The organism is Phyllobacterium sp. RCAM01083, from assembly GCF_055685835.1.
Genome location: NZ_JBVFZN010000002.1, coordinates 138,661 through 158,061 on the forward strand (window position 1 = coordinate 138,661; position 19,401 = coordinate 158,061).

The 19,401-nt window shown below is 59.9% G+C and carries 15 protein-coding genes; 9 read left to right on the forward strand and 6 right to left on the reverse strand.

Translation table 11 applies throughout. The features are described 5' to 3' along the window. Nucleotides 1-2: 2 nt before the first annotated feature. From ACZ25R_RS00635 to ACZ25R_RS00660, 6 genes are all read right to left on the reverse strand, one after another. Entirely contained in the window at nt 3-2,483 is a 2,481-nt protein-coding gene (locus ACZ25R_RS00635) for a glycoside hydrolase family 2 protein (protein ID WP_472459665.1), read from the reverse strand. A gap of 5 nt (nt 2,484-2,488) precedes the next feature. After that, on the reverse strand, nt 2,489-3,517 hold the full coding sequence (locus ACZ25R_RS00640; protein WP_472459666.1) for a DUF1839 family protein: 1,029 nt from the start codon (nt 3,515-3,517) through the stop codon (nt 2,489-2,491). Further along, nucleotides 3,508-4,416, reverse strand: coding sequence for an amino acid--[acyl-carrier-protein] ligase (locus tag ACZ25R_RS00645; protein WP_472459667.1), 909 nt, complete (start codon nt 4,414-4,416; stop codon nt 3,508-3,510). Before ACZ25R_RS00645 ends, ACZ25R_RS00640 begins: the two co-directional genes overlap by 10 nt. Nucleotides 4,417-4,422: 6 nt before the next feature. After that, nucleotides 4,423-5,595 (reverse strand): acyl-CoA dehydrogenase family protein, encoded by a 1,173-nt coding sequence (locus ACZ25R_RS00650; protein WP_472459668.1) that lies wholly within the window; start codon nt 5,593-5,595, stop codon nt 4,423-4,425. Continuing rightward, a complete protein-coding gene (locus ACZ25R_RS00655) occupies nt 5,595-5,846 on the reverse strand; it encodes an acyl carrier protein (RefSeq protein ID WP_223615266.1) in 252 nt (83 codons plus the stop codon). Before ACZ25R_RS00655 ends, ACZ25R_RS00650 begins: the two co-directional genes overlap by 1 nt. A 159-nt stretch (nt 5,847-6,005) precedes the next feature. Then, nucleotides 6,006-6,884, reverse strand: a complete 879-nt coding sequence (locus ACZ25R_RS00660; RefSeq protein ID WP_472459669.1) for a GntR family transcriptional regulator — start codon at nt 6,882-6,884, stop codon at nt 6,006-6,008. A gap of 111 nt (nt 6,885-6,995) precedes the next feature. Between ACZ25R_RS00660 and ACZ25R_RS00665 the strand changes: the two genes are divergently transcribed. The 9 genes from ACZ25R_RS00665 (at nt 6,996) to ACZ25R_RS00705 (ending at nt 19,342) form a co-directional block, all read left to right on the forward strand. Continuing rightward, nucleotides 6,996-8,141, forward strand: a complete 1,146-nt coding sequence (locus ACZ25R_RS00665) for a C45 family autoproteolytic acyltransferase/hydolase (RefSeq protein WP_472459670.1) — start codon at nt 6,996-6,998, stop codon at nt 8,139-8,141. A 67-nt stretch (nt 8,142-8,208) separates the two neighbouring features. Further along, on the forward strand, nt 8,209-9,750 hold the full coding sequence (locus tag ACZ25R_RS00670) for an ABC transporter substrate-binding protein (protein WP_472459671.1): 1,542 nt from the start codon (nt 8,209-8,211) through the stop codon (nt 9,748-9,750). A gap of 32 nt (nt 9,751-9,782) precedes the next feature. Next, nucleotides 9,783-10,727 carry an ABC transporter permease gene (locus tag ACZ25R_RS00675; protein WP_472459672.1) on the forward strand — a complete coding sequence of 315 codons (945 nt, stop codon included), beginning with the start codon at nt 9,783-9,785 and terminating at the stop codon, nt 10,725-10,727. After that, a complete protein-coding gene (locus tag ACZ25R_RS00680; protein WP_472459673.1) occupies nt 10,724-11,536 on the forward strand; it encodes an ABC transporter permease in 813 nt (270 codons plus the stop codon). Before ACZ25R_RS00675 ends, ACZ25R_RS00680 begins: the two co-directional genes overlap by 4 nt. Before the next feature lie 2 nt (nt 11,537-11,538). Beyond that, nucleotides 11,539-13,209, forward strand: coding sequence for a dipeptide ABC transporter ATP-binding protein (locus tag ACZ25R_RS00685; protein WP_472459674.1), 1,671 nt, complete (start codon nt 11,539-11,541; stop codon nt 13,207-13,209). A gap of 21 nt (nt 13,210-13,230) precedes the next feature. Then, entirely contained in the window at nt 13,231-14,073 is an 843-nt protein-coding gene (locus ACZ25R_RS00690) for an alpha/beta hydrolase family protein (protein ID WP_472459675.1), read from the forward strand. Between the two features lie 151 nt (nt 14,074-14,224). Beyond that, the gene (locus tag ACZ25R_RS00695) at nt 14,225-16,132 is read left to right on the forward strand and encodes a sigma-54-dependent Fis family transcriptional regulator (protein ID WP_472459676.1); all 1,908 of its coding nucleotides are present in this window, start codon (nt 14,225-14,227) and stop codon (nt 16,130-16,132) included. A 255-nt stretch (nt 16,133-16,387) separates the two neighbouring features. After that, nucleotides 16,388-17,464: a 2,3-butanediol dehydrogenase gene (locus ACZ25R_RS00700; protein ID WP_472459677.1), complete on the forward strand. Its 1,077-nt coding sequence runs from the start codon at nt 16,388-16,390 to the stop codon at nt 17,462-17,464. Nucleotides 17,465-17,539: 75 nt separating this feature from the next. Next, nucleotides 17,540-19,342, forward strand: coding sequence for an NAD(P)/FAD-dependent oxidoreductase (locus tag ACZ25R_RS00705; RefSeq protein WP_472459678.1), 1,803 nt, complete (start codon nt 17,540-17,542; stop codon nt 19,340-19,342). The last annotated feature ends 59 nt before the right edge of the window (nt 19,343-19,401 follow it).

The window sequence follows — 19,401 nt, forward strand, 5'->3', positions numbered from 1 at the left end:
GATCACTCAAACCAGACGGTGCGAGGACTTCCGGCAATGCGGATTTCGCCGGCTGGGCGGGCTGAAAGCGCAGTGCCGTCACGCGGGATCAATTCGAGCCGCTTGGTCTCGCCAGGCGCCAGATGAAACCAGTTGTCATCGGGGCGGTAGCCCTCGATATCCACATGGACTGACTGGGCGAGTACGGGCGTGGTCAGCTCAAGGAACCAGACATTGCCCTCCAGGGTAAGGGCGGTTTCGACTGCCGCGTCATGGAAGGCTTTCGTCCGGCCTTGCGGAAAATGGAAAGCCTCGGCGAGAACCTTGCCGGACTGCGGTTCTTTCAAGCGGGCCACGGTCACGTCATGGGAAACCGGGCCAAAGCGATAGGCATAGGTCGTGTCAAAGAAGGCACCGAACAGATCCGTCGCTGCCAGCGTCAATGATTGGCCCGGTTCGAGCGTCAGATCACGGCGGCCCGATACAACGGGCTGTTTCCCGGCGCGCAGGCACGTGATCTCCACGAACGCTTCCAATCCCTCCGGCCGTTCATTGACGATGTGAAGCGCAAGACCATTTACCCCCTCATCCGTGAGGGTGAGATTGACCGGGCGCGAGGCGCGTTTCAAGCCGTACCATGCGGCCTTCGGCTCGCCGGTGCTGTCGATGACGCCCCAGCCTGCCCCCGGCAAGAGATCCTGCAGCATCCAGACCAGGCCGCCCCAACAGCTGCTTCCCGGCCGCCGCCATTCGGCAAAGGTAGCTTCCATCACTTCGGTCGTTACCGCCCGGGACAGGTGCAGGTAGGACGGCATGTCTTCGCGGCGCAGTGTCGTCGGGTCGAAGCCGTACAGCTTGGCGAGATAGGCCTCCCGCACATCCTCGAAGTCCCAGGATACACCGTTGTCGCGGGGTACCCTTGCCTTCCAGCGGGGATGGTGGACCGCAGGCACGTTCAGGTGCGCCGTCAATGTGCGGGCTTCCGGAACGTTGGAAAACGCCAGGCATTCCGTGGCGAAGCGGACATTGGCGCGGCGCGCATCCTCCAGCGGCCGGCAATAGGCACTGACGCCGTAATAGTGGCTGACGCCGGCATTGGCGATAAAGGGCAGTGCACCGTCGCATGGCGAATTGGCGACGTAGGGCACGTCGGGACGCAGACTGCGTGACAGGGACGGCAGTATTTCCTCGGTCAGCGGCCCTTTCCAAACGGTTTCCGGCAGGCCCAGCATGGAGCCCTGCTGGTAGATTTCGCTGCCACCGCACAGGACCGCCAGGGATGGGCCCCCGCGTGTTCGCTTGAGCAATTGCCGGGCTTCCGCGTCGACTTGCGCTGAAAACTCCGCATCCTTCACGGGATAATCGAAATTGGCGAACATGAAATCCTGCCAGACCAGGATGCCGAGCTCGTCGCATAGATCGAAGAAGTCATTGCTTTCGTAGACCGTAATGCCGCTGATACGGATCATGTTCATTCCGGCTTCGGCGGCAAGGCGTAGCCAGACTGCATAATCCTCGCGCTTGCCCGGCAGGCGGACAATATCGGCGGAGCTCCAGACCGCGCCCCGGCAGAAAATGCGCTTGCCGTTGACGATCAAGGCAAAGCCTTGACTATCATCGCCACGGTCGATTTCCAGGCTCCTGAACCCCGTGCGCCCCAGCCGATGTGTTTCACGTCCAGCGCGTAGCACGACGTCATGCAGGACCGGCGAACCGTGCGTGTGGGGCCACCACTGGGTCACACCGGGCAAATCAAGACGCGCATGCCAGCGGCCGTCATCGTTCAGAACGGCTTCGATGCTGCAGCCGGCACATTCCACCACGGGGTGTTTGAACGGGCCCGACCAGGCAAAACTCACGCGGAGGACGCCGTCGCCTCCGCGGGTCAATTCGCTATTGATGTCAATATCCGCTATCGGCTCGGAGCCCGGCCGCAACAGCCGTACCGGGCGCCATGGACCTGCCGGATGAATTTCGGGACACCAGCCGGGCATGTAGCCGAGAGGCGTGGTCCGCAGCAGACGCAGGCCCTGTTCGTTCATCAGTTGCGTGCGCCAGCGTGCGCGCGGCCCCTTCCGGTTGAGAAGAGGCGCCAATGCGCGAAAACATATGGCAAGCTCGTCACTGCCGGTCAATTCGACTGCAACATCCGATGCCAGGAACATATTGCCGGACTGCAGAATGCGGCTGCCGTTCCAATAGACTTCAGCGATTGTCGCCAGCCCTTCGAAACGGAGGATGGCCGTTCCCGCCGGTTCGTTGCCGAATGCCCTGATATACCAGGCGTCCTGTTGATTGAGCGGAAAGGGAGCGCCACGTTCAAACCGGCCGGCCTGTTCCAGGGCTTCCGCCACTGTGCCGGGTACCGGGACATTGGGCAAAGCGCCTTCGCGGCGCAACTGATCCGGTCCGGATGCCTCGCCCGATGCCGTCAGGATGAGGTGCCACGCATCGCCGAGAAGTTGACCACCCTCGTTACTGATCGGCAGCGGCACGCTCTCCATCCGCGTCAAGCGTCCACGCGGCTTTCGGCAGCGGCGTGCACTTTGGGATGGCCGAGTTCCGAAGCCAGAATATCCATCATGCTGTCCCATGCATCGGCGGCGGGAAGGAGTGCATCCGCCAGCGGGGCAAATTTCTTGCGCGTGACGGCACGGGCAAGCTGGAACTGCGCCGCCTTGGCAACCTCGGCAATGCGGATCGCATCGTTTGCCGCCGCCGCAAAGGCCCCATCCGGGCGCAGCCATGTGAGATGGCTGGCGGCAAGTTCGAAGTTCGCCCCCAGCTGGCGCATCGTGTTGAAGGCGTACTTATGGAAGAACGCAAAGGGCCGTTCCGCCACGGCCTCGGCCTGCAGCGGAAACACATCCATGAACGCGCGAATGGGATTTGCTGCGGGCCGGCGGGCGAAATGGCCGGGCAGCAGACGTGCGGATTTCGCGCGTATGGACGCGGCATCGGCTGGCTGGTCGGGGAATTTTGCAAATTCCGTGTAGGGCAGGAACGGCATGTCCTCATCAGTCAGATGACGCTGGAACAGGCCGTCAAAATCGTCGCCGTCCAGGCGGAAGAAGCCGCCATTGTGGAAATAATCGAGGCTGCGGTTTTGCGTATCCATGCGGTTGATGGCGACCGTCGTCTTGCCGTGCTCGCTGCGGTAGCCCACCCCATGGGTGTCCGGCATGAAATAGCTGTCCATCTCCACGAGGGTGAGGCGGCCCCGTGCCATCTGTGCGGCCACGTGGCTTTCCACCGTGTCAAAGATGGCAAGCTCGCCGACGCGAATGCCGTAGAGCGTCTCCAGATCCTCCAGCGGTACCTTGAAAAAGGTAAACTGATCGCCTTCAAAGTCCTGGTTCAGGGTGAAGCCCAGCATTGCTTCCGGCGGCAGGTTCTGTGCGGCAAGAACCTCGATCCACAGATCAACGTAGCAGTTGGTCTCCGGCCAAATCCGGTCCTGCGCATGCAGGGCATGCGGCCTGTAGGTCTGCGGATCGATATAGGGGAAAACAGCTTGCATGCCGCCGGTCAGCCCCACAATTCCTGACGAACCTGTTCCGGCCAGGCTTCGATATCGAGGCCATGATGGTGGAACAGGGCAAGCGCAATCCGCTCCAGGCCAAATCCGACACAGGCAGTATGGGCGGTCGTGCCATCGGCGAATTGAATGCCCCATTTCGTGCCGAAATGATCCTGATGATAGTTGAAGCTCATGCAGGCGGTCGGGTTTTCGGTTGAAGTGATCGGGATAAGCAGTTCGAATTTCAGGTTCTGATCGCGCTGATTGTTGACCAGCATGCGCCCGGCGCGGCCAAAGAACGGATCGTTGGCAACGTCGATGTGAACGGGAAGGCCCACCCGTTGCATGATGTCCGTGCCGCGCTCGATCCAAAGCTGGCGGAATTCCATCACGTCGTCGGCCTTGCCCATGCGGACATATTCACGCATGCGGAACATCTGCTGGCGCGCCGGGTCTTTCGACGGTTCGTGCCGGAAGCAATAGGACTGCAGGTCGAACAGTCCGCCATCTGCCGGCAGGTCGCCGCGCTGTGCCACGACGGGATAGAGTGGATAGCAGGCGGCCGGCGTCAGCACGATATCGGTCGCTTGCTGTTCCTTCGTCCAGTCCTTGCCGGCATCCATGCACTGGATGAGATTGACATGATCAAGCTCGCATCCGCAGAAACTGTGGATGGTTCCGGCCAATTGCGGAAAACTCTTCATGTAGCCGCTTTTTTCAAAGATGGCGCGGTTCATCCCCGGCGGGAAGCGGATGGCTTCGGCACCATCGCTGCCGCCGGTGCGGTCAATCAGCCGCTCGAACGCGGCAATGACGTCCTCGAAACGGCCGCTGCGTCCATAAAGACCGTCAACGCCGGTATCGAGCAGGAGACCAGCCGAAAACAGGCGGTCGAGAAAAGATATTTGAGCGTCCATGCCGTGTTACCCCAAGAGACTGGTGTTCTGTTTATGGATGAGCAGCATCGTGGCCGTGTTGCCAAGAATGCGCTCATTGGAGACCATGAGCTGTGCCGAATTGGCATCGCGCAAATGCCGGCCGAGGCTGTAGGGTGTTCCGTTCTTGTAACCCATGATGCCGCAGACGAGCATGGCATGATTGATGATCTGGAGAATGGATTGCGATGCGCCAACCTTGAGGTTGTTCATCGTAATGGCAAAGCCCATCGAGGCGAGCTTGTCGCTGTCGTCCTTGGCATGCCGGTAGGTATTGAGGCAGGCGACGATTTCGGACTTCAGCATCTGCAGCATGTTCGACGCTTCGGCGACGCGCAATGCTCCCGGCTGCTGAACGCCGGGCGCACGCTTGGCTGCTGCCCTGACGAAGGACTGGGCCCGGGTTACGGCATCGACTGCAATGCCGTACCAGAGCGCGCTCCAGAGGAGGTGTGCCATGGCCAGCATGGACTGCGCCGCTATTTCCGCGAAAGGGTGGGGCAGGATCTGTTCCGTGCTACCGGCTCCCCGGAAAACAAAGCCTTCCGAGCAGGTGCCGCGCATGCCGAGGGTATCCCAGCCGTTTGTCTTCTCCAGCGTATACTGATCCCTGACAAAAACGGTCATGACCTGATCGGAAGATGCGGCCTCCGCGCCCGAGCGGGACGTGATCAGGATCGCATCGGCTTCAGTGCCGTAGGAAATGACTGTCGCATTCTTTTCGAGGCGGCAAGTATCGCCGTCAATTTCGATGGCGCATAGGCTGTTGCGCAAATCACCGCCAATGCCGCCTTCGGTGGTAGCGGATGCCAGCAGCAGCTGTTCGGCCGCAATCCGGTGCATGAAGGCCCGGTGCCATTCTGCGGATTGGCCATGTTCGACCAGGCTCGACAGCTTGATGTGGTGCATTGCGAAAATCATCGCGCTGGCAGCACAGGACTGTCCGATAATGGAACATATTTCCGCGATCTGCTCGACCTGCGCCGCTTCGCCGCCAAGATCGGCGGGAACTTGGATACCAAGCAGATGCTCGGCCTTCATCGCGTTGATGGCTTCGCGCGGAAAGCGTGCTTCGGTATCAACATGGTCGGCGAACTGGGCGGCGATGGCGGCAACGCGCGATGCGCGCTGCTGCAGACTGTTACCGGCGCCGGCGTTCATCAGGCGTCCTCATTGTTCTTGAGGATCGCTTCCACTGTCCGTTCGATAGCCTTGATGCTGGCAAAGGATTTGCGGTTGAGGAACTGGTCCGAAAACTCAATATCGAATGTGTCCTCGATGCCCAGCATCAGCTGGACGGAGGCGAACGAGGACAACCCCGCATTGTATAGGTCTTCTTCATCGCTGATCTGATCGACCGCGACCGGCAAACCGCCTACCTTAGCCAAAAGTTCCCGAATGGCTTCATTCATTGGATGCACCCCCGCACATATTTATCGCTGTCTGCAATACGCGAATATGTCGGCAGTTTCTATCGTCTGAAGTCTTTATTTCTAGTTATGGTTGTTTTTTTGGGAATCACGGCAGAAACGGGTTGATTATGACCCGAGACTAGTAAGTCCAGCATCCGGTCATTCCACCTCATAGCGGCTTGCGCCTTCGATGTGACGGCGCAAAAGGGCCTCGGCAAAGATCACGTCGTTCTCGGACAGGGCGTCGAGAATGGCAATGTGTTCGATGCAGACCTGACGGATGCGTTCGTGCGGGAGCCTTTCGAAATAGGCATATTCGGTAATGCGCCGCAGGCTGTTTTGCTGGCGAACGGCCTGAACGAGAAAGCGATTGCCCGACCAGACCGCCAGGGCTTCGTGGAACGACGCATTGACGTTGAACCACTGATCGCGCTGAACCGATGCGGGCGGAATGCGCATGATATCCGCCTGCGCGGCGCGGATGGAACTAAGATGGTCCTTGTCCACCTTGAAGCCCGGATGCCGCAGGGCGCCGCATTCCAGAATCATGCGGAACTGATAGCTTTCCTCCTCCACCTGGTCGGTATCGAGGCTTTCGGCAAAAGCCCAGCCATGGCCCCTCTGGCGCTGCACCAGGCCTTCGGCGGCAAACCGCAGCAGGACTTTACGAATGGTTCCCCGTGTGGAGCTGTAACGCTCCGCCAGCAGCGTCTCTGATACCTCCATCGGTATTGCGCCCGTCGCCCGGTCAGCCATCAGCCGTTTGTGGATGTCTTCCAGCTCCGATGGGGGCGCGATACCATCGATATCGCCGTTGCCATCCGGCAGGAGAGCCAGGACATAGCCCCGGCCGGGTGCATGGGCCAGAACGCCGCGGCTCGCCAGCAGAGCAAGGGCCGAGCGGATCGGCGATCGTGAGACCCCCAGCCTTCTGGCCAAAGCAAAATCCGACACGCGCTCCCCGACAGGCCAGCGTTCCGACGAGGCCAAGGAAACGATCTGGCGGGCGATTTCTATTTGCAGGTCACTGACAGTCAATCCTGGCTCCATATCCTATGCGGCTTATTTTTGCATAAAAGCCAATTGACACGCAATCATTACGTATTAAAGTGTACGTAAATTAAACAAAATACACTATAAGGCGTAGCGATGAGTTCATATCCGACATCCTTTCCCTTCGTAACCGTCTCCGGGACGCCGTTTGAGCGTGGGCGCCAATATGGTGCGGCGGTGCCCGAGCGCGTGAAAAAAAGCGTTGCGCTGTACGGCGACCAGCTTGCCAAGCTGGGCTACAGCGCATCCGAAAAGACGCGGCTTATCGAGGAGTTTGCCGGGGAAATCGCGAATTTCGGTGCGCACTACATCGAGGAAATGCGCGGCATCGCCGAGGGCGCTGGCGTTGCTTTCGACGATATCGTCATGATCAATGCGCGCACCGAAGTCATCGCCAAGGCGCGTCTGGAAAAGAACGCTCCGCTGGACGAGGAAGATGAGATCGATGATGGATGCACCGGAGCGGTCATTCTTCCCGAGAGAAGCCTGGACGGCACTCTTATTCACGGCCAGAACTGGGACTGGAAGACCGAGTGCGCCGAGACGGCCATTGTCTTGCGGGTTCTGCAGGAGGACGGCCCGGATTTCCTGACATTCGTCGAAGCGGGCGGTCTTGCACGCAACGGCATGAACAGCGCCGGCGTCTGCATCACCGCAAACTATCTTGAATCCGATCGCGACTACCGGCAGCAGGGCGTCCCCCTGGCGCTGATCCGGCGCAAGGCATTGGAGCAGGAGCATTTCGCCCTTGCAATGCGGGCGGTGGCGGGAACGCCGAAGGCCTGCTCCAACAACATGATCCTTTCGACCGGTGCGGGTTTTGCAATCGACCTTGAGTGCGCACCGGACGAGGTATTCCATATATTGCCGGCCAATGGGTTGGTTGTTCACGCCAACCATTGGGTGAGCCCCGTGGCACTTTCAAAACTCCGGGACACAGGGCTGCCGCATGTGCCGGAAAGCCCGTACCGTGACTGGCGCGTGCGCAAGATACTGGAGGAAGCCGGGGAAAAACTCGGCATTGCCGATATGAAGCGCGCGTTCTTCGATGACTTTCTGACGCCCTATGCCGTTTGCAGGCCGCCGAGATTGAACACCGAAGGGAACCTTTCGGCCACGGTTGCCATGGTCATCATGCATCCGGCCAATGGCACCATGGAGGTTGCCTGCCTGCCGGCCATCAACCGCAACTTCACCCGTTACAGCCTTCGGTCGGACCCGGTTCAAGTCGCGGCCGCTTAAAGGGCGGAAATCTTTCCTTCTTCAACCAACGGGCACCTAAGCCCGAATGAATAATGGGGTTCAGAATATGAAGAATGCTATTTTGATGTCATTGGCATTGGGGCTGATCGCGGCGCCTGCCGCCGCCCAGTCGATTACCGCGGCAATTCCGGCTGACATTCGCAGCTCCAATCCCGGCGTCAACCGCGACGACTATACGGATGCGGTGGTCCTGCATACGGTGGAGGGTCTTGTTGGCTATAAAGAAGACGGCTCCGTTGGGCCGCTGCTTGCACAGAGCTTCGAGCTTTCGCCGGATGGGCTGACCTACACGTTCAAGCTCAGGTCCCGCGTTACCTTTCACAATGGAGAGCCGTTGACCGCTGCCGACGTGCTGTGGAGCTGGACCCGTTACATGGACCCCAAGACCGAGTGGCGCTGCCTGCCGGAATTCGACGGCCGCAATGGCCTCAAGGTGGACGCCGTCACGACACCCGATCCGCAAACCGTGGTCATGAAGATCAATCACCCGAGCGCGATTTTTCTCGATACGCTGGCGCGCACGGATTGCGGGATGACCGCCGTCCTGCAGAAGGCGTCGGTCAAGGCCGATGGCAGCTGGGACAAGCCCATCGGCACCGGGCCATACAAGTTCGGCAACTGGAAGCGCGGAGAGTACATCACCCTCGACGCCTTTGAAAACTATGTTTCGCCGGGCGGAGACAAGGCCGATGGCTATGTCGGCTCCAAGCGCCCGCTGATCAAGGAAATCAAATTCCTTGTCGTACCCGATCCGGCGACGGTGAAAGCCGGTCTATTGTCCGGCGCGCTGGATGTCGCATCGGTTCTAAGCACCGACATTCCGGAGTTTTCAGCCAATGCGAATTTCACCGTAACGACGGGAGCGGAAGCGTCCAAGCATACATTCCTGATGCAGACCAAAGATCCGCTGCTTTCCAAGGTGGAGATGCGGCAAGCCATCGCCGCGGCGCTCGACCTTCCCACCCTTGTCGCGCAGGCGACCAACGGAACCGGTCGTCCCAACAATTCCGCCATCTTCCCCGGCTCGCGCTACTACAGCGAGATCCAGAAAGAAATCTTTGCCCCTGATCCGACAAAGGTGGCGGACCTGCTTGCCAAGGCCGGCTACAAGGGCGAGGAAATCAACATCATCGCCAACAAGCGTCCCACCGCACCGAGTTTCGATGCGGCGGTGGTGGCACAGGCCATGCTTCAGGCCGTCGGCATCAACGCCCGCATTGAGGTCCTCGACTGGTCAACCCAGCTCGACCGCTACAATTCCGGCAAATACCAGATGATGTCCTTCTCCTATTCCGCGCGTCTCGATCCGGCTCTGAGTTTCGAGCAGTTTTCCGGCCCCAAGGACAAACAGCCGCGGAAGGTCTGGGACAATCCGGAGGCGCTGGGGCTGATTGCCAAAGCCATGGAAGTATCCGATCAGGCGCAGCGGCAGGCCATCTTCGACGAGCTTCACAAAAAGCTACTGCATGATGTTCCCTTGATCATTTACTGCAATGGCACGGGTGAAACCGTCAACAGCAAGCGCTTGAAGGGCACGCCTGTCTGGCAGGCAAAACTCCGGCTTTGGGAGCTCGGTCTCGAGCAGTAGACGCTGTGTTCCCGTAAGCCCGAGAGGTCAGCATGCTGAAGTTCGCCATTACCCGCGTTGGCACTGCGATCCCGACATTGTTCATCGTGGCGGTGTCCGTGTTCTTTCTCATCCGCCTCATTCCCGGTGATCCGGCATCGCTGATGCTGGGTGACCTGGCTGATCCGGCGAGCCTTGCGGACCTGCGCGCCAGGCTCGGGCTCGACCAAAGCATTCCGGCCCAGTTCGCAATCTGGCTCGGCAATATAATGCACGGCGACTTTGGCCGGTCGATCACCAACCAGCAGGAGGTTCTGCCACTGATACTGGCGCGCTTGCGCATCAGTGCGGAAATCGTCCTGATCGCAGTTTTCCTGGCGAGCATCGTTGCCGTGCCTGCAGGAATGATTGCGGCCTGGCGGCAAAACAGCATGACGGACGTAGCGCTGGTCGGCGGCGCAACCATCCTGCTTTCCATCCCGGCGTTCTGGATGGGGCTGCTCCTGCTGTTGTTCTTCGGGCTGAAGCTGGGCTGGCTTCCGGTGCTGGGTTATGTCTCGATGTCCCAGAACCTTCCGCAGGGATTGCTCTATATCATCCTGCCGGTGGTGACGCTCTTCCTGCACGAGATCGGCGTGATCCTGCGCATGGCGCGCGCCTCGACGCTGGAAGTCATGCAGCTGGATTACATCACCCACGCCCGGGCCAAGGGCCTGTCGGAATCCGCGGTCCTCTGGCGGCACGCGTTCAAGAATGCCTTTGGCCCAACCTGGACCCTGATCGGCATCGTCCTCGGCAATCTGCTCGGCGGTATTGCGGTGGTTGAAACGGTGTTCACCATACCCGGTCTCGGACGTTTGCTTGTCGATGCCATTTTCGCCAGGGACTATCCGGTGATCCAGGGCTGCCTTGTGCTCATTGCAACGGTGTACGTGCTGGTGAACCTCATTGTCGATCTGCTCTATCCCCTATTTGATCCGAGGGTGACTGCCGAATGAGAAATCTCGCTCCCAATGCGCTCCTTGGAAGCGCACTGATTGGAACATTGCTGGCCGGGGCATTCATGGGGGCGGTATGGACGCCCTATGATCCGCTCGGCCTCAACTTCAAGCTCAAACTTGCCGGGCCAAGCGCCGCCCACTGGCTGGGGACGGACGAGTTCGGCCGCGATGTGCTCAGCCGGTTGCTGGCCGGTGCTGCGACCAGTTTCTGGATAAGCCTGCTCACGGTGGCGCTCGCCGTAACCGCCGGCACCCTGATCGGGATACTGACGGGCTATTTCCGCGGCTGGGTCGATCGCATCGTCATGACCTTCAATGACGCGCTGCTCGCCTTCCCGGGCATCCTCTTGGCGCTCGGGCTGCTCGCGATTGTCGGGGCGAACAAGTATGGCATCATTCTGGCGCTTGGCCTCGCCTATACCCCGACTGTCGTGCGGATTGCCCGCGGCAACGTCCTGTCGCTGCGCGAGCGGGAGTTCATCGAAGCCTCGCGTGTCATGGGCAACGCGAACGCCTATACGATGGGGCGCCACATCCTGCCCAACTGTGTCGCACCGCTTACGGTCCTCGCCACGTCGATGTTCGGCTGGGTGCTGCTTGCCGAAAGCGCGCTCAGCTTCCTCGGCCTCGGCGTGCCGCCGCCCGCGCCGACCTGGGGCAACATGCTTGCGAGCGGGCGCCCCTTCATATCCCAGGCGGTGTGGCTGGCCATATTTCCAGGTCTCTGCATCTCGCTAACCTTGCTCGGGATCAATCTGCTTGGTGACGCCCTGCGTGACAAACTCGATCCAAGGATGAGGGGCTGACGATGCAGGAGAACACACCACTGCTCGATGTGCGCGGCCTTTCCCTTGAGGTGGCACGAACGGGAATTCAGATACTCAAGACCATCAGCTTCAATGTCAAAGCGGGTGAAATCGTCGGAATTGTCGGCGAGTCCGGTTCCGGAAAGTCGATGGCAGCCCGCGCCGTCATTGCCCTCAATCCGCCAGCGGTGCAGCGTACCGCCGGAACGATATGTTTCGAAGGACGGGAAATCGGCAGCATGCACAAGCGCGCGTTGCAGGCGTTGCGTGGCGCCCGGATCGGCATGGTTTTCCAGGAGCCGATGACATCGCTCAATCCATCGATGACGATCGGCCGCCAGCTGGAAGAGGGACTGCGGCTGCACCGGCGGCTGACGGGACGGCAGCGTCATAGGCTGATTGTCGACATGCTGGCCCGCGTTGGCTTGAATGATCCGCAGACGGCACTTGCAGCCATGCCGCATCATTTTTCCGGCGGCATGCGCCAGCGCATCATGCTGGCCGCCGTGATGCTGCTCAAACCGGCTTTGCTGATTGCCGACGAGCCGACCACGGCATTGGATGCCGTCGTCCAGCGCGATGTGCTCGAACTGATGGTTGATCTCACGCGCGAGAACAACACGGCGGTTCTCATGATCAGCCACGATCTGGCGATGGTGGCAAAATATTCGGACCGTGTCGTGGTCATGTCGCAAGGCGAAATCGTCGAGCAGGGGGATACCCGGGATCTGCTGCGTGCGCCGAAGCATCCCTATACGCGCAAACTGCTTTCCGCCCTGCCGCACCGCATGCCTGCAAGGGCTGTGGAGGTCTCGCCGGTGGCGCGGATCACTGTCGATCGCCTCATCGTCGACTTTGCCGCGCGCCGCAGCCTGTTGCGCAAGGGGCAGCCCAAGCGTGCCCTGAACGGTGTCAGCCTGAGCGTCATGCCCGGAGAGGTTGTGGCGGTGGTCGGCGGATCGGGATCGGGCAAGACCACTTTGGGGCGCACCATCGCCGGATTGATCGAACCGACGGATGGCAAAATCCTTTTCAACGGCAAGTTGGTCCAGACATCGGCGGCCGATTACACGGAGTATCGGCTCAATTGTCAGATGGTGTTTCAGGACCCTTACTCGTCGCTTGATCCGCGCATGACGATTGGCAGCCTGATCGGGGAGGCACTTCGCCATTCGACGGAACTGACGAGCAAAGAAAAGAGCGCGCGTGTCGCGGAAGTTCTTGACGAAGTGGGCCTGTCTTCGGCGTTTGCTGCGCGTTTCCCGCACCAGCTGTCCGGCGGCCAGCGGCAACGCGTGGCCATTGCCCGCGCCGTTGTCAGGCGGCCGCAATTCGTCATCGCCGACGAGCCGGTTTCGGCACTGGATGTGACCGTCCGCGCGCAGGTGCTCAAGCTGTTCGCCGAGTTGCAGCGAAAGCACGGCTTCTCGTGCCTGTTCATCAGCCATGATCTGGCTGTGGTCGAGCAGATCGCCGACCGGGTCATCGTCATGAACAATGGCGTCATCGTCGAAGAGGGCAGTCGTGATGCGATCTTCGATCATCCGCAACAGGACTATACCCGCAAACTGCTCCAGGCCATTCCCGCTCTGTTCAGCACCGACAATGGTGGCGTCGAACTGGGATGGCGTTTTGACGAGGTTGGCAGGAAATCAGCCGGTGGCCGGTCTTGAATCATTGTAGCGAGGAATAGCATGTCACCATCATCCGAAAGCCGGGCGCAAGCGATCTATGATCTTGGCCGCACGGCCATTTTTGCCTGCAAATCCGATCCCCGGTTTCATTATTGCCTCTACGTGCCTCCCATCGTCGGCAAGGGCGGGAAGGTCGATCTTCTGGTGGCCGTGCACGGTACGGGACGCACATCGTTTCTCGATTTCCGCGATGGCTTTGCCGAATTCGGCCGGTGGAACGACTGCGCCATTCTTTGCCCCGTTTTCCCCGTCGGCGTCCGGGGCGATGACGCGCGCAGCGGTTACAAGTTCATGATCGAGGGCGATATCCGCTACGATCTGCTTCTTCTGGACATGGTTGCGGAGGTCGCCGCAAAATACCAGCAGAATTGGGATATGTTCGCCATGTTCGGGTTCTCCGGCGGCGGGCACTTCACCCACCGCTTTGCCATATTGCATCCGCAAAAACTTTGGGCCGCCTCAATCGGCGCGCCCGGTTCCGTGACCCTGCTTGATCCGGACAAGGACTGGTGGGTGGGTATCCGCAATCTGCAGGAACGATTTGGCATCACCTTCGATCGGGAGAAACTGGCCCGTATCCCCATGCATATGGTCGTCGGCGATGCCGATCTGGAAACATGGGAAATTACCATTCCGGAGGGCAGTACAAACTGGATGCCGGGGGCAAACGATGCGGGGCGCACGCGGCCGGAACGGCTGTCGGCCCTTCGGCGCTCCTTTGAAGGTGCTGGTGTCTCTGTGAAATTCGATCTTGTTCCCGGTATTTCGCACGACCGCATGCAGGTGCTCGGCCATGTTCAGAATTTCCTTGCGGGCATTTTGGCGGACCGGCGTGCGGGATAGGTCGGGGGTATACCGGCCGCGGCGCAGCACTGTGACTTATAGTTGCATGGAGTTGTGAAGTCCCCGCGCATTTACAATTGGTCCAACTCGTGCAGACTGGTCTGGCTGAAGAAGGGAGAGCGGTGCGCTGGGAGGCGCATGGCAAAATCTCATGTCGCTGCATTCGGACCATATTCGCGAAATCGAGACGGTGAGTCTGGGAGGCTCGACCAACCGTGATGAAACCGTGGTTGAATCCTGGTTGCGCTGCATCAAGCAGCACAGGCTGGACCCGGCACAGGCATGCGAGGCCTACATCGTTCCCGAAACCCAGTTGCGCGAGCATCGGCAGCAATCGGAGCAGTTGATTTCAATCGCGCGGTCGGGACTCGAAAACCTGTTTCGTCATGTTGCCGGTCAGAACTACGTGCTGCTTCTTTCCGATCGCGACGGGATCACCGTTGAATTCCTCGGCGATCCGCTGTTCGACAACAATCTGCGCAAGGCGGGTCTCTATCTCGGTTCGGAATGGTCGGAGGCACGGGCAGGCACCTGTGCCGTTGGCTCCTGCCTGGAGACAGGCGAGCCGTTGACGATTCATCAGACCGATCATTTTGACAACACCCATACACCGCTGACCTGCACCGCCGCACCCATCTATGACGCGCAAGGGCAGCTTTCGGCCGTGCTTGATATTTCGCTGCTGCGTTCGCCGCAAATCAAGACGAGCCAGAACTTGGCGCTGCACCTGGTAACGGCTACGGCGCGGCGGATCGAGCTTGCCAATCTCATGGCCCAGACGCGCAATGAGTGGGTGTTGCGTTTTTCGCGCTCTCCTGAATTTCTCGACGTCGATCCGGAAGCGGCGATCTCGATCGACGGTGCGGGGCGAATTATCGGCATGACCCACGACGGCGCAAAGATCATGGCACGCGCGTCCGGGCTGGATTGGCGGCAGCCGGCGAATCTGATCGGGCAGTCCATATCGCGGTTTTTCGATATGGATGTCGACGATCTCGGCAATCTTACCCGCACCAGGCCGTCCGAAGACCGGCTGGTGTTCGCGCGGGACGGCAATGTTCTGTTTGCGCATGCGATAGAACCGCACTACCCATCGCGCGGTGCACCGATTGTTCAGGAGCGCATCCCCGCCTCGCTGCGCCGGTTGAGCGGCGGCGATCCGCATCTGGCTGGGCTGCAGACAAAGGCGGCAAAGCTTGCCGGCAAGTCATTGCCGATTTTGATCCAGGGCGAAACCGGTACAGGCAAGGAATATCTGGCGCGCGCGATCCATGACAGCAGTGGTGCCAGCGGACGCTTTATTGCCGTCAATTGTGCCGCCATGCCGGAGCAGCTTATCGAGAGCGAGCTGTTCGGTTATGCGCCGGGTGCCTTCACAGGAGCCTTGGCGAAGGGGCGCAAGGGGCTTGTCGAGGAAGCCGATGGCGGCACTTTGTTTCTCGATGAAATCGGTGACATGCCTTTGGCGCTGCAAAGCCGGCTTCTGCGGGTGCTGGCCGAAGGCGAGGTTTTGCCTCTCGGCGCATCGCGGGCCAAACCGGTCAATGTACGCATTCTCTCCGCATCCCACCGCGACCTTGCCGAACTCGTGCGCAACGGCACGTTCCGCCAGGACCTGTTCTATCGCCTGAACGCTGCCACCCTGTCACTGCCAGCGCTGCGGAACCGCAGCGATTTTGATTGGCTGCTCGCGGAAATCCTGAAGAAATGCACGGCGGATACGGGTTCGGCTCCGGTCGTTTCCGCCGAAGCGCAGTTGGCGTTGCGGCGGCACAATTGGCCCGGCAATATTCGCGAACTTTTCAATGTTCTTGATGTTGCGGCGGCGCTCTGTGAAAACGGGTGTGTAGACCTGACGGATCTTCCCGAGCACGTCCAGCGACAGGCCCAAAATCATCCGGTCAGCGCAGGCCAAGAACAGCATGATGAACACTCCCGGTTGACGGAAGCTCTGGCGGCAACGGACGGAAACATTTCCGCTGCGGCGCGCCTGCTTGGTGTCGACCGTTCAACCGTACACAGGCAGCTGCGCCGCGTCCGCCAAAAGGCAGCGCATTGATGTCAGGCCTGCCCAGGTGTTGCAACCGTTGCAGGGCGTCGCGCCACAGCTGTGGCGAATTGCAACAGCCGCGCTGTCGCCAATTCGTCCTTCGTCACAAAAACATTTGAAAGTCAGTCAGATAGAGGAAACTCCGGCTGCTGGCACGTTCCTTGCAGTGCTTTCGCACACCAGCTGCGTGCGTTGATCGCACTGCTGGAAGCTTGATGCGAACAACAGACAGGCCTTGTCGCGAAACGGGGCCGGGAGGAATGAATGAAAGCACTGCGTTTCCATGCGGCAAAAGACCTTCGTCTTGAAAATATCGACGCGCCTTCGTCGGCGCCGCAGGCCGGGCAGGTATTGATCCGCAACCGGTTTGTCGGCATTTGCGGAACGGACCTGCACGAATATGTGTCCGGGCCCATCTTTATTCCGGTAGAACCGCATCCGTTCACCAGGGCCAGTGGGCCGCAGATTTTGGGGCATGAATTCGGCGGTGTTGTTGAAGCGGTCGGCGCGGGGGTGGCGTCGGTTAAACCGGGCGATCGCGTTTCCGTCCAACCTTTGATCATGCCGCGCTCCGGCGATTATTTTGCCGATCGCGGTCTTTTTCACCTGAGCACGGATCTGGCCTTGGCCGGGTTGAGCTGGCAGTCCGGCGGCATGGCGGAATATGCGCTGCTGAATGAATACAACGTGCAGCGCATCCCGGATGAAATGACCGACGAGGAAGCGGCGCTGGTCGAACCCGCCGCCGTGGCGGTCTATGCCTGTGATCGCGGCGAGGTGACAGCCGGAAGCAGTGTTCTTGTGACCGGGGCGGGGCCGATTGGCGTGTTGACGCTGCTTGCGGCCCGGGCTGCCGGTGCCGCCCAATTGTTCCTCTCCGATATCAACGATACGCGGCTGGAACTGGCGGTCGGCATCCTGCCGGATTTGATCACCATCAACCCGAAGCGTGAGCTTGTCGGCGACATCGTCCGGTCGAGAACCGAAGGCGGTGTCGGTTGCGACGTTGCCATTGAATGCGTGGGCAACGAACATGCTTTGAAAGCCTGTACCGATGCCGTCCGCAAGCAGGGCGTGGTGGTACAAACGGGCCTTCATCCGCACGAAAATCCGCTCGACTGGTTCCAGGTCACCTTCAAGGATATCGATATCCGCGGGTCATGGGCCTACCCGACGCATTATTGGCCGCGGGTCATCAGACTGATCAGTTCTGGTCTCTTGCCTGCACATAAGGTCGTTACCAAGCGGATCACCCTGGATGAAGCGGTGACAGAGGGTTTCGATACCCTGCTTGATCCTGCGGGAAAGCATCTCAAGATCTTGATCGATCTGACGTCATAGGTCGTGCGGGCTGGAGGAGCCCGCATCCGATCTTACAGAGTTCATACAATTGGCAGGCAGAATGGAGGAGATTTCATGCTTGACGACAGCCCCCACCAGAAGATTGAAACGGTACTCGGGAAGCTCGAAAAGGCTTTCGCGAACGGCGATATTGAAGCGGCAGTCAACCTGTTTCAGGAGGACTGCTACTGGCGTGATCTTGTCACGTTCACATGGAACCTGAAGACCCTTGAAGGCCATGATCAGATCCGTGCCATGCTGACCGAACAGCTGGCGCGCATCAAACCGCATGACCTGCGGCAGGATCTGAACGAAGTTGCCACCGAGGATGACGGTGTCACCCAGGGCTGGATCGAATTTGATACCGGCGCGGCGCGCGGATACGGGCACATCCGCCTCAGGAACGGCCGCATATGGTCGCTGCTGACGACCATGTCCGAATTGAAGGGACATGAGGAACCAAAGGGTTTTCTGCGGCCCATGGGTGCGCAGCATGGCAGCGAACCTGGACGGAAGAGCTGGAAGGAAAAGCGCGAGACGGAAGCGGCTGAGCTTGGCTACTCCGTCCAGCCCTATTGCCTCATCATTGGCGGCGGACAGGGCGGGATCGCCCTTGGGGCCCGGTTGCGGCAGCTTGGCGTACCAACCATCATCATCGAAAAGAACGAGCGGCCGGGGGACAGCTGGCGCAAGCGCTACAAGTCTTTGTGCCTGCACGATCCGGTCTGGTACGACCATCTGCCCTACATCCCGTTCCCCGATAACTGGCCGGTTTTTGCTCCCAAGGACAAGATCGGCGACTGGCTCGAGATGTACACGAAAGTGATGGAGCTGAATTACTGGAGCTCGACGGTTTGCAAGTCGGCACAGTTCGACGAAGCACGCAATGAATGGACCGTCATCGTCGAGCGTGACGGCAAGGAGATCACGCTGCGGCCGAAACAGCTTGTCCTGGCAACCGGCATGTCCGGCAAAGCCAACTGGCCGAAATTCAAGGGAATGGACGTATTCAAGGGCGAGCAGCAGCATTCGTCCCAGCACCCCGGCCCCGAAGCCTATGCGGGCAAGAAAGTCGTGGTTGTGGGGTCCAACAATTCCGCCCACGATATCTGCGCAGCGCTGTGGGAAGCGGGCGCTGATGTCACCATGCTGCAGCGCTCCTCGACCCACATCGTCAAATCCGATTCCCTGATGGAAATTGGCCTGGGCGATCTCTATTCCGAGCGCGCCGTCGCCAACGGCATGACCACACGCAAGGCCGATCTGATCTTTGCCTCGCTGCCCTATCGCATCATGCATGAGTTCCAGAAGCCGGTTTACGACAAGATCCGTCAGAAGGATGCGGCCTTCTACGAGCGGCTGGAAAAGGCTGGCTTCATGCTGGACTTCGGTGACGATGAGTCCGGACTGTTCATGAAATATCTGCGCCGCGGTTCCGGCTATTACATCGATGTCGGTGCTTGCGACCTTATCGCCGACGGCAAGATCAAGCTGATCAGCGGCGTGAATATCCGCGAACTGAATGAAGGCGGTATCGTGCTGGACAATGGGCGGGAACTCCCGGCCGATCTGATTGTCTACGCCACCGGTTACGGCTCGATGAACGGCTGGGCGGCGGACCTGATCTCGCGCGAGGTGGCCGACAAGGTCGGAAAGTGCTGGGGGCTCGGTTCGGACACCACGAAGGATCCGGGACCGTGGGAAGGCGAACAGCGCAATATGTGGAAGCCGACGCAGCAGCAGGCCCTGTGGTTCCATGGCGGAAATCTGCACCAGTCACGCCATTACTCACAGTACCTGTCGCTGCAGCTGAAGGCCCGCATGGAAGGTATTCCGACACCGGTCTATGGTCTTCAGACGGTGCATCACCTGTCCTAGCGTGAAAACAACGCAGCATGCGGCCGTGTGGCCGCGTGCTGCTTCACCAGCCATGGCGC

What these genes read in the sequence shown, in the direction of transcription:
- ACZ25R_RS00635 (WP_472459665.1), bottom strand. Translation starts at nt 2,483, where the DNA reads ATGGAGAGCGTGCCGCTGCCGATCAGTAACGAGGGTGGTCAACTTCTC.
- ACZ25R_RS00645 (WP_472459667.1), bottom strand. Translation starts at nt 4,416, where the DNA reads ATGGACGCTCAAATATCTTTTCTCGACCGCCTGTTTTCGGCTGGTCTC.
- ACZ25R_RS00650 (WP_472459668.1), bottom strand. Translation starts at nt 5,595, where the DNA reads ATGAACGCCGGCGCCGGTAACAGTCTGCAGCAGCGCGCATCGCGCGTT.
- ACZ25R_RS00655 (WP_223615266.1), bottom strand. Translation starts at nt 5,846, where the DNA reads ATGAATGAAGCCATTCGGGAACTTTTGGCTAAGGTAGGCGGTTTGCCG.
- ACZ25R_RS00665 (WP_472459670.1), top strand. Translation starts at nt 6,996, where the DNA reads ATGAGTTCATATCCGACATCCTTTCCCTTCGTAACCGTCTCCGGGACG.
- ACZ25R_RS00670 (WP_472459671.1), top strand. Translation starts at nt 8,209, where the DNA reads ATGAAGAATGCTATTTTGATGTCATTGGCATTGGGGCTGATCGCGGCG.
- ACZ25R_RS00675 (WP_472459672.1), top strand. Translation starts at nt 9,783, where the DNA reads ATGCTGAAGTTCGCCATTACCCGCGTTGGCACTGCGATCCCGACATTG.
- ACZ25R_RS00680 (WP_472459673.1), top strand. Translation starts at nt 10,724, where the DNA reads ATGAGAAATCTCGCTCCCAATGCGCTCCTTGGAAGCGCACTGATTGGA.
- ACZ25R_RS00685 (WP_472459674.1), top strand. Translation starts at nt 11,539, where the DNA reads ATGCAGGAGAACACACCACTGCTCGATGTGCGCGGCCTTTCCCTTGAG.
- ACZ25R_RS00690 (WP_472459675.1), top strand. Translation starts at nt 13,231, where the DNA reads ATGTCACCATCATCCGAAAGCCGGGCGCAAGCGATCTATGATCTTGGC.
- ACZ25R_RS00695 (WP_472459676.1), top strand. Translation starts at nt 14,225, where the DNA reads ATGTCGCTGCATTCGGACCATATTCGCGAAATCGAGACGGTGAGTCTG.
- ACZ25R_RS00700 (WP_472459677.1), top strand. Translation starts at nt 16,388, where the DNA reads ATGAAAGCACTGCGTTTCCATGCGGCAAAAGACCTTCGTCTTGAAAAT.
- ACZ25R_RS00705 (WP_472459678.1), top strand. Translation starts at nt 17,540, where the DNA reads ATGCTTGACGACAGCCCCCACCAGAAGATTGAAACGGTACTCGGGAAG.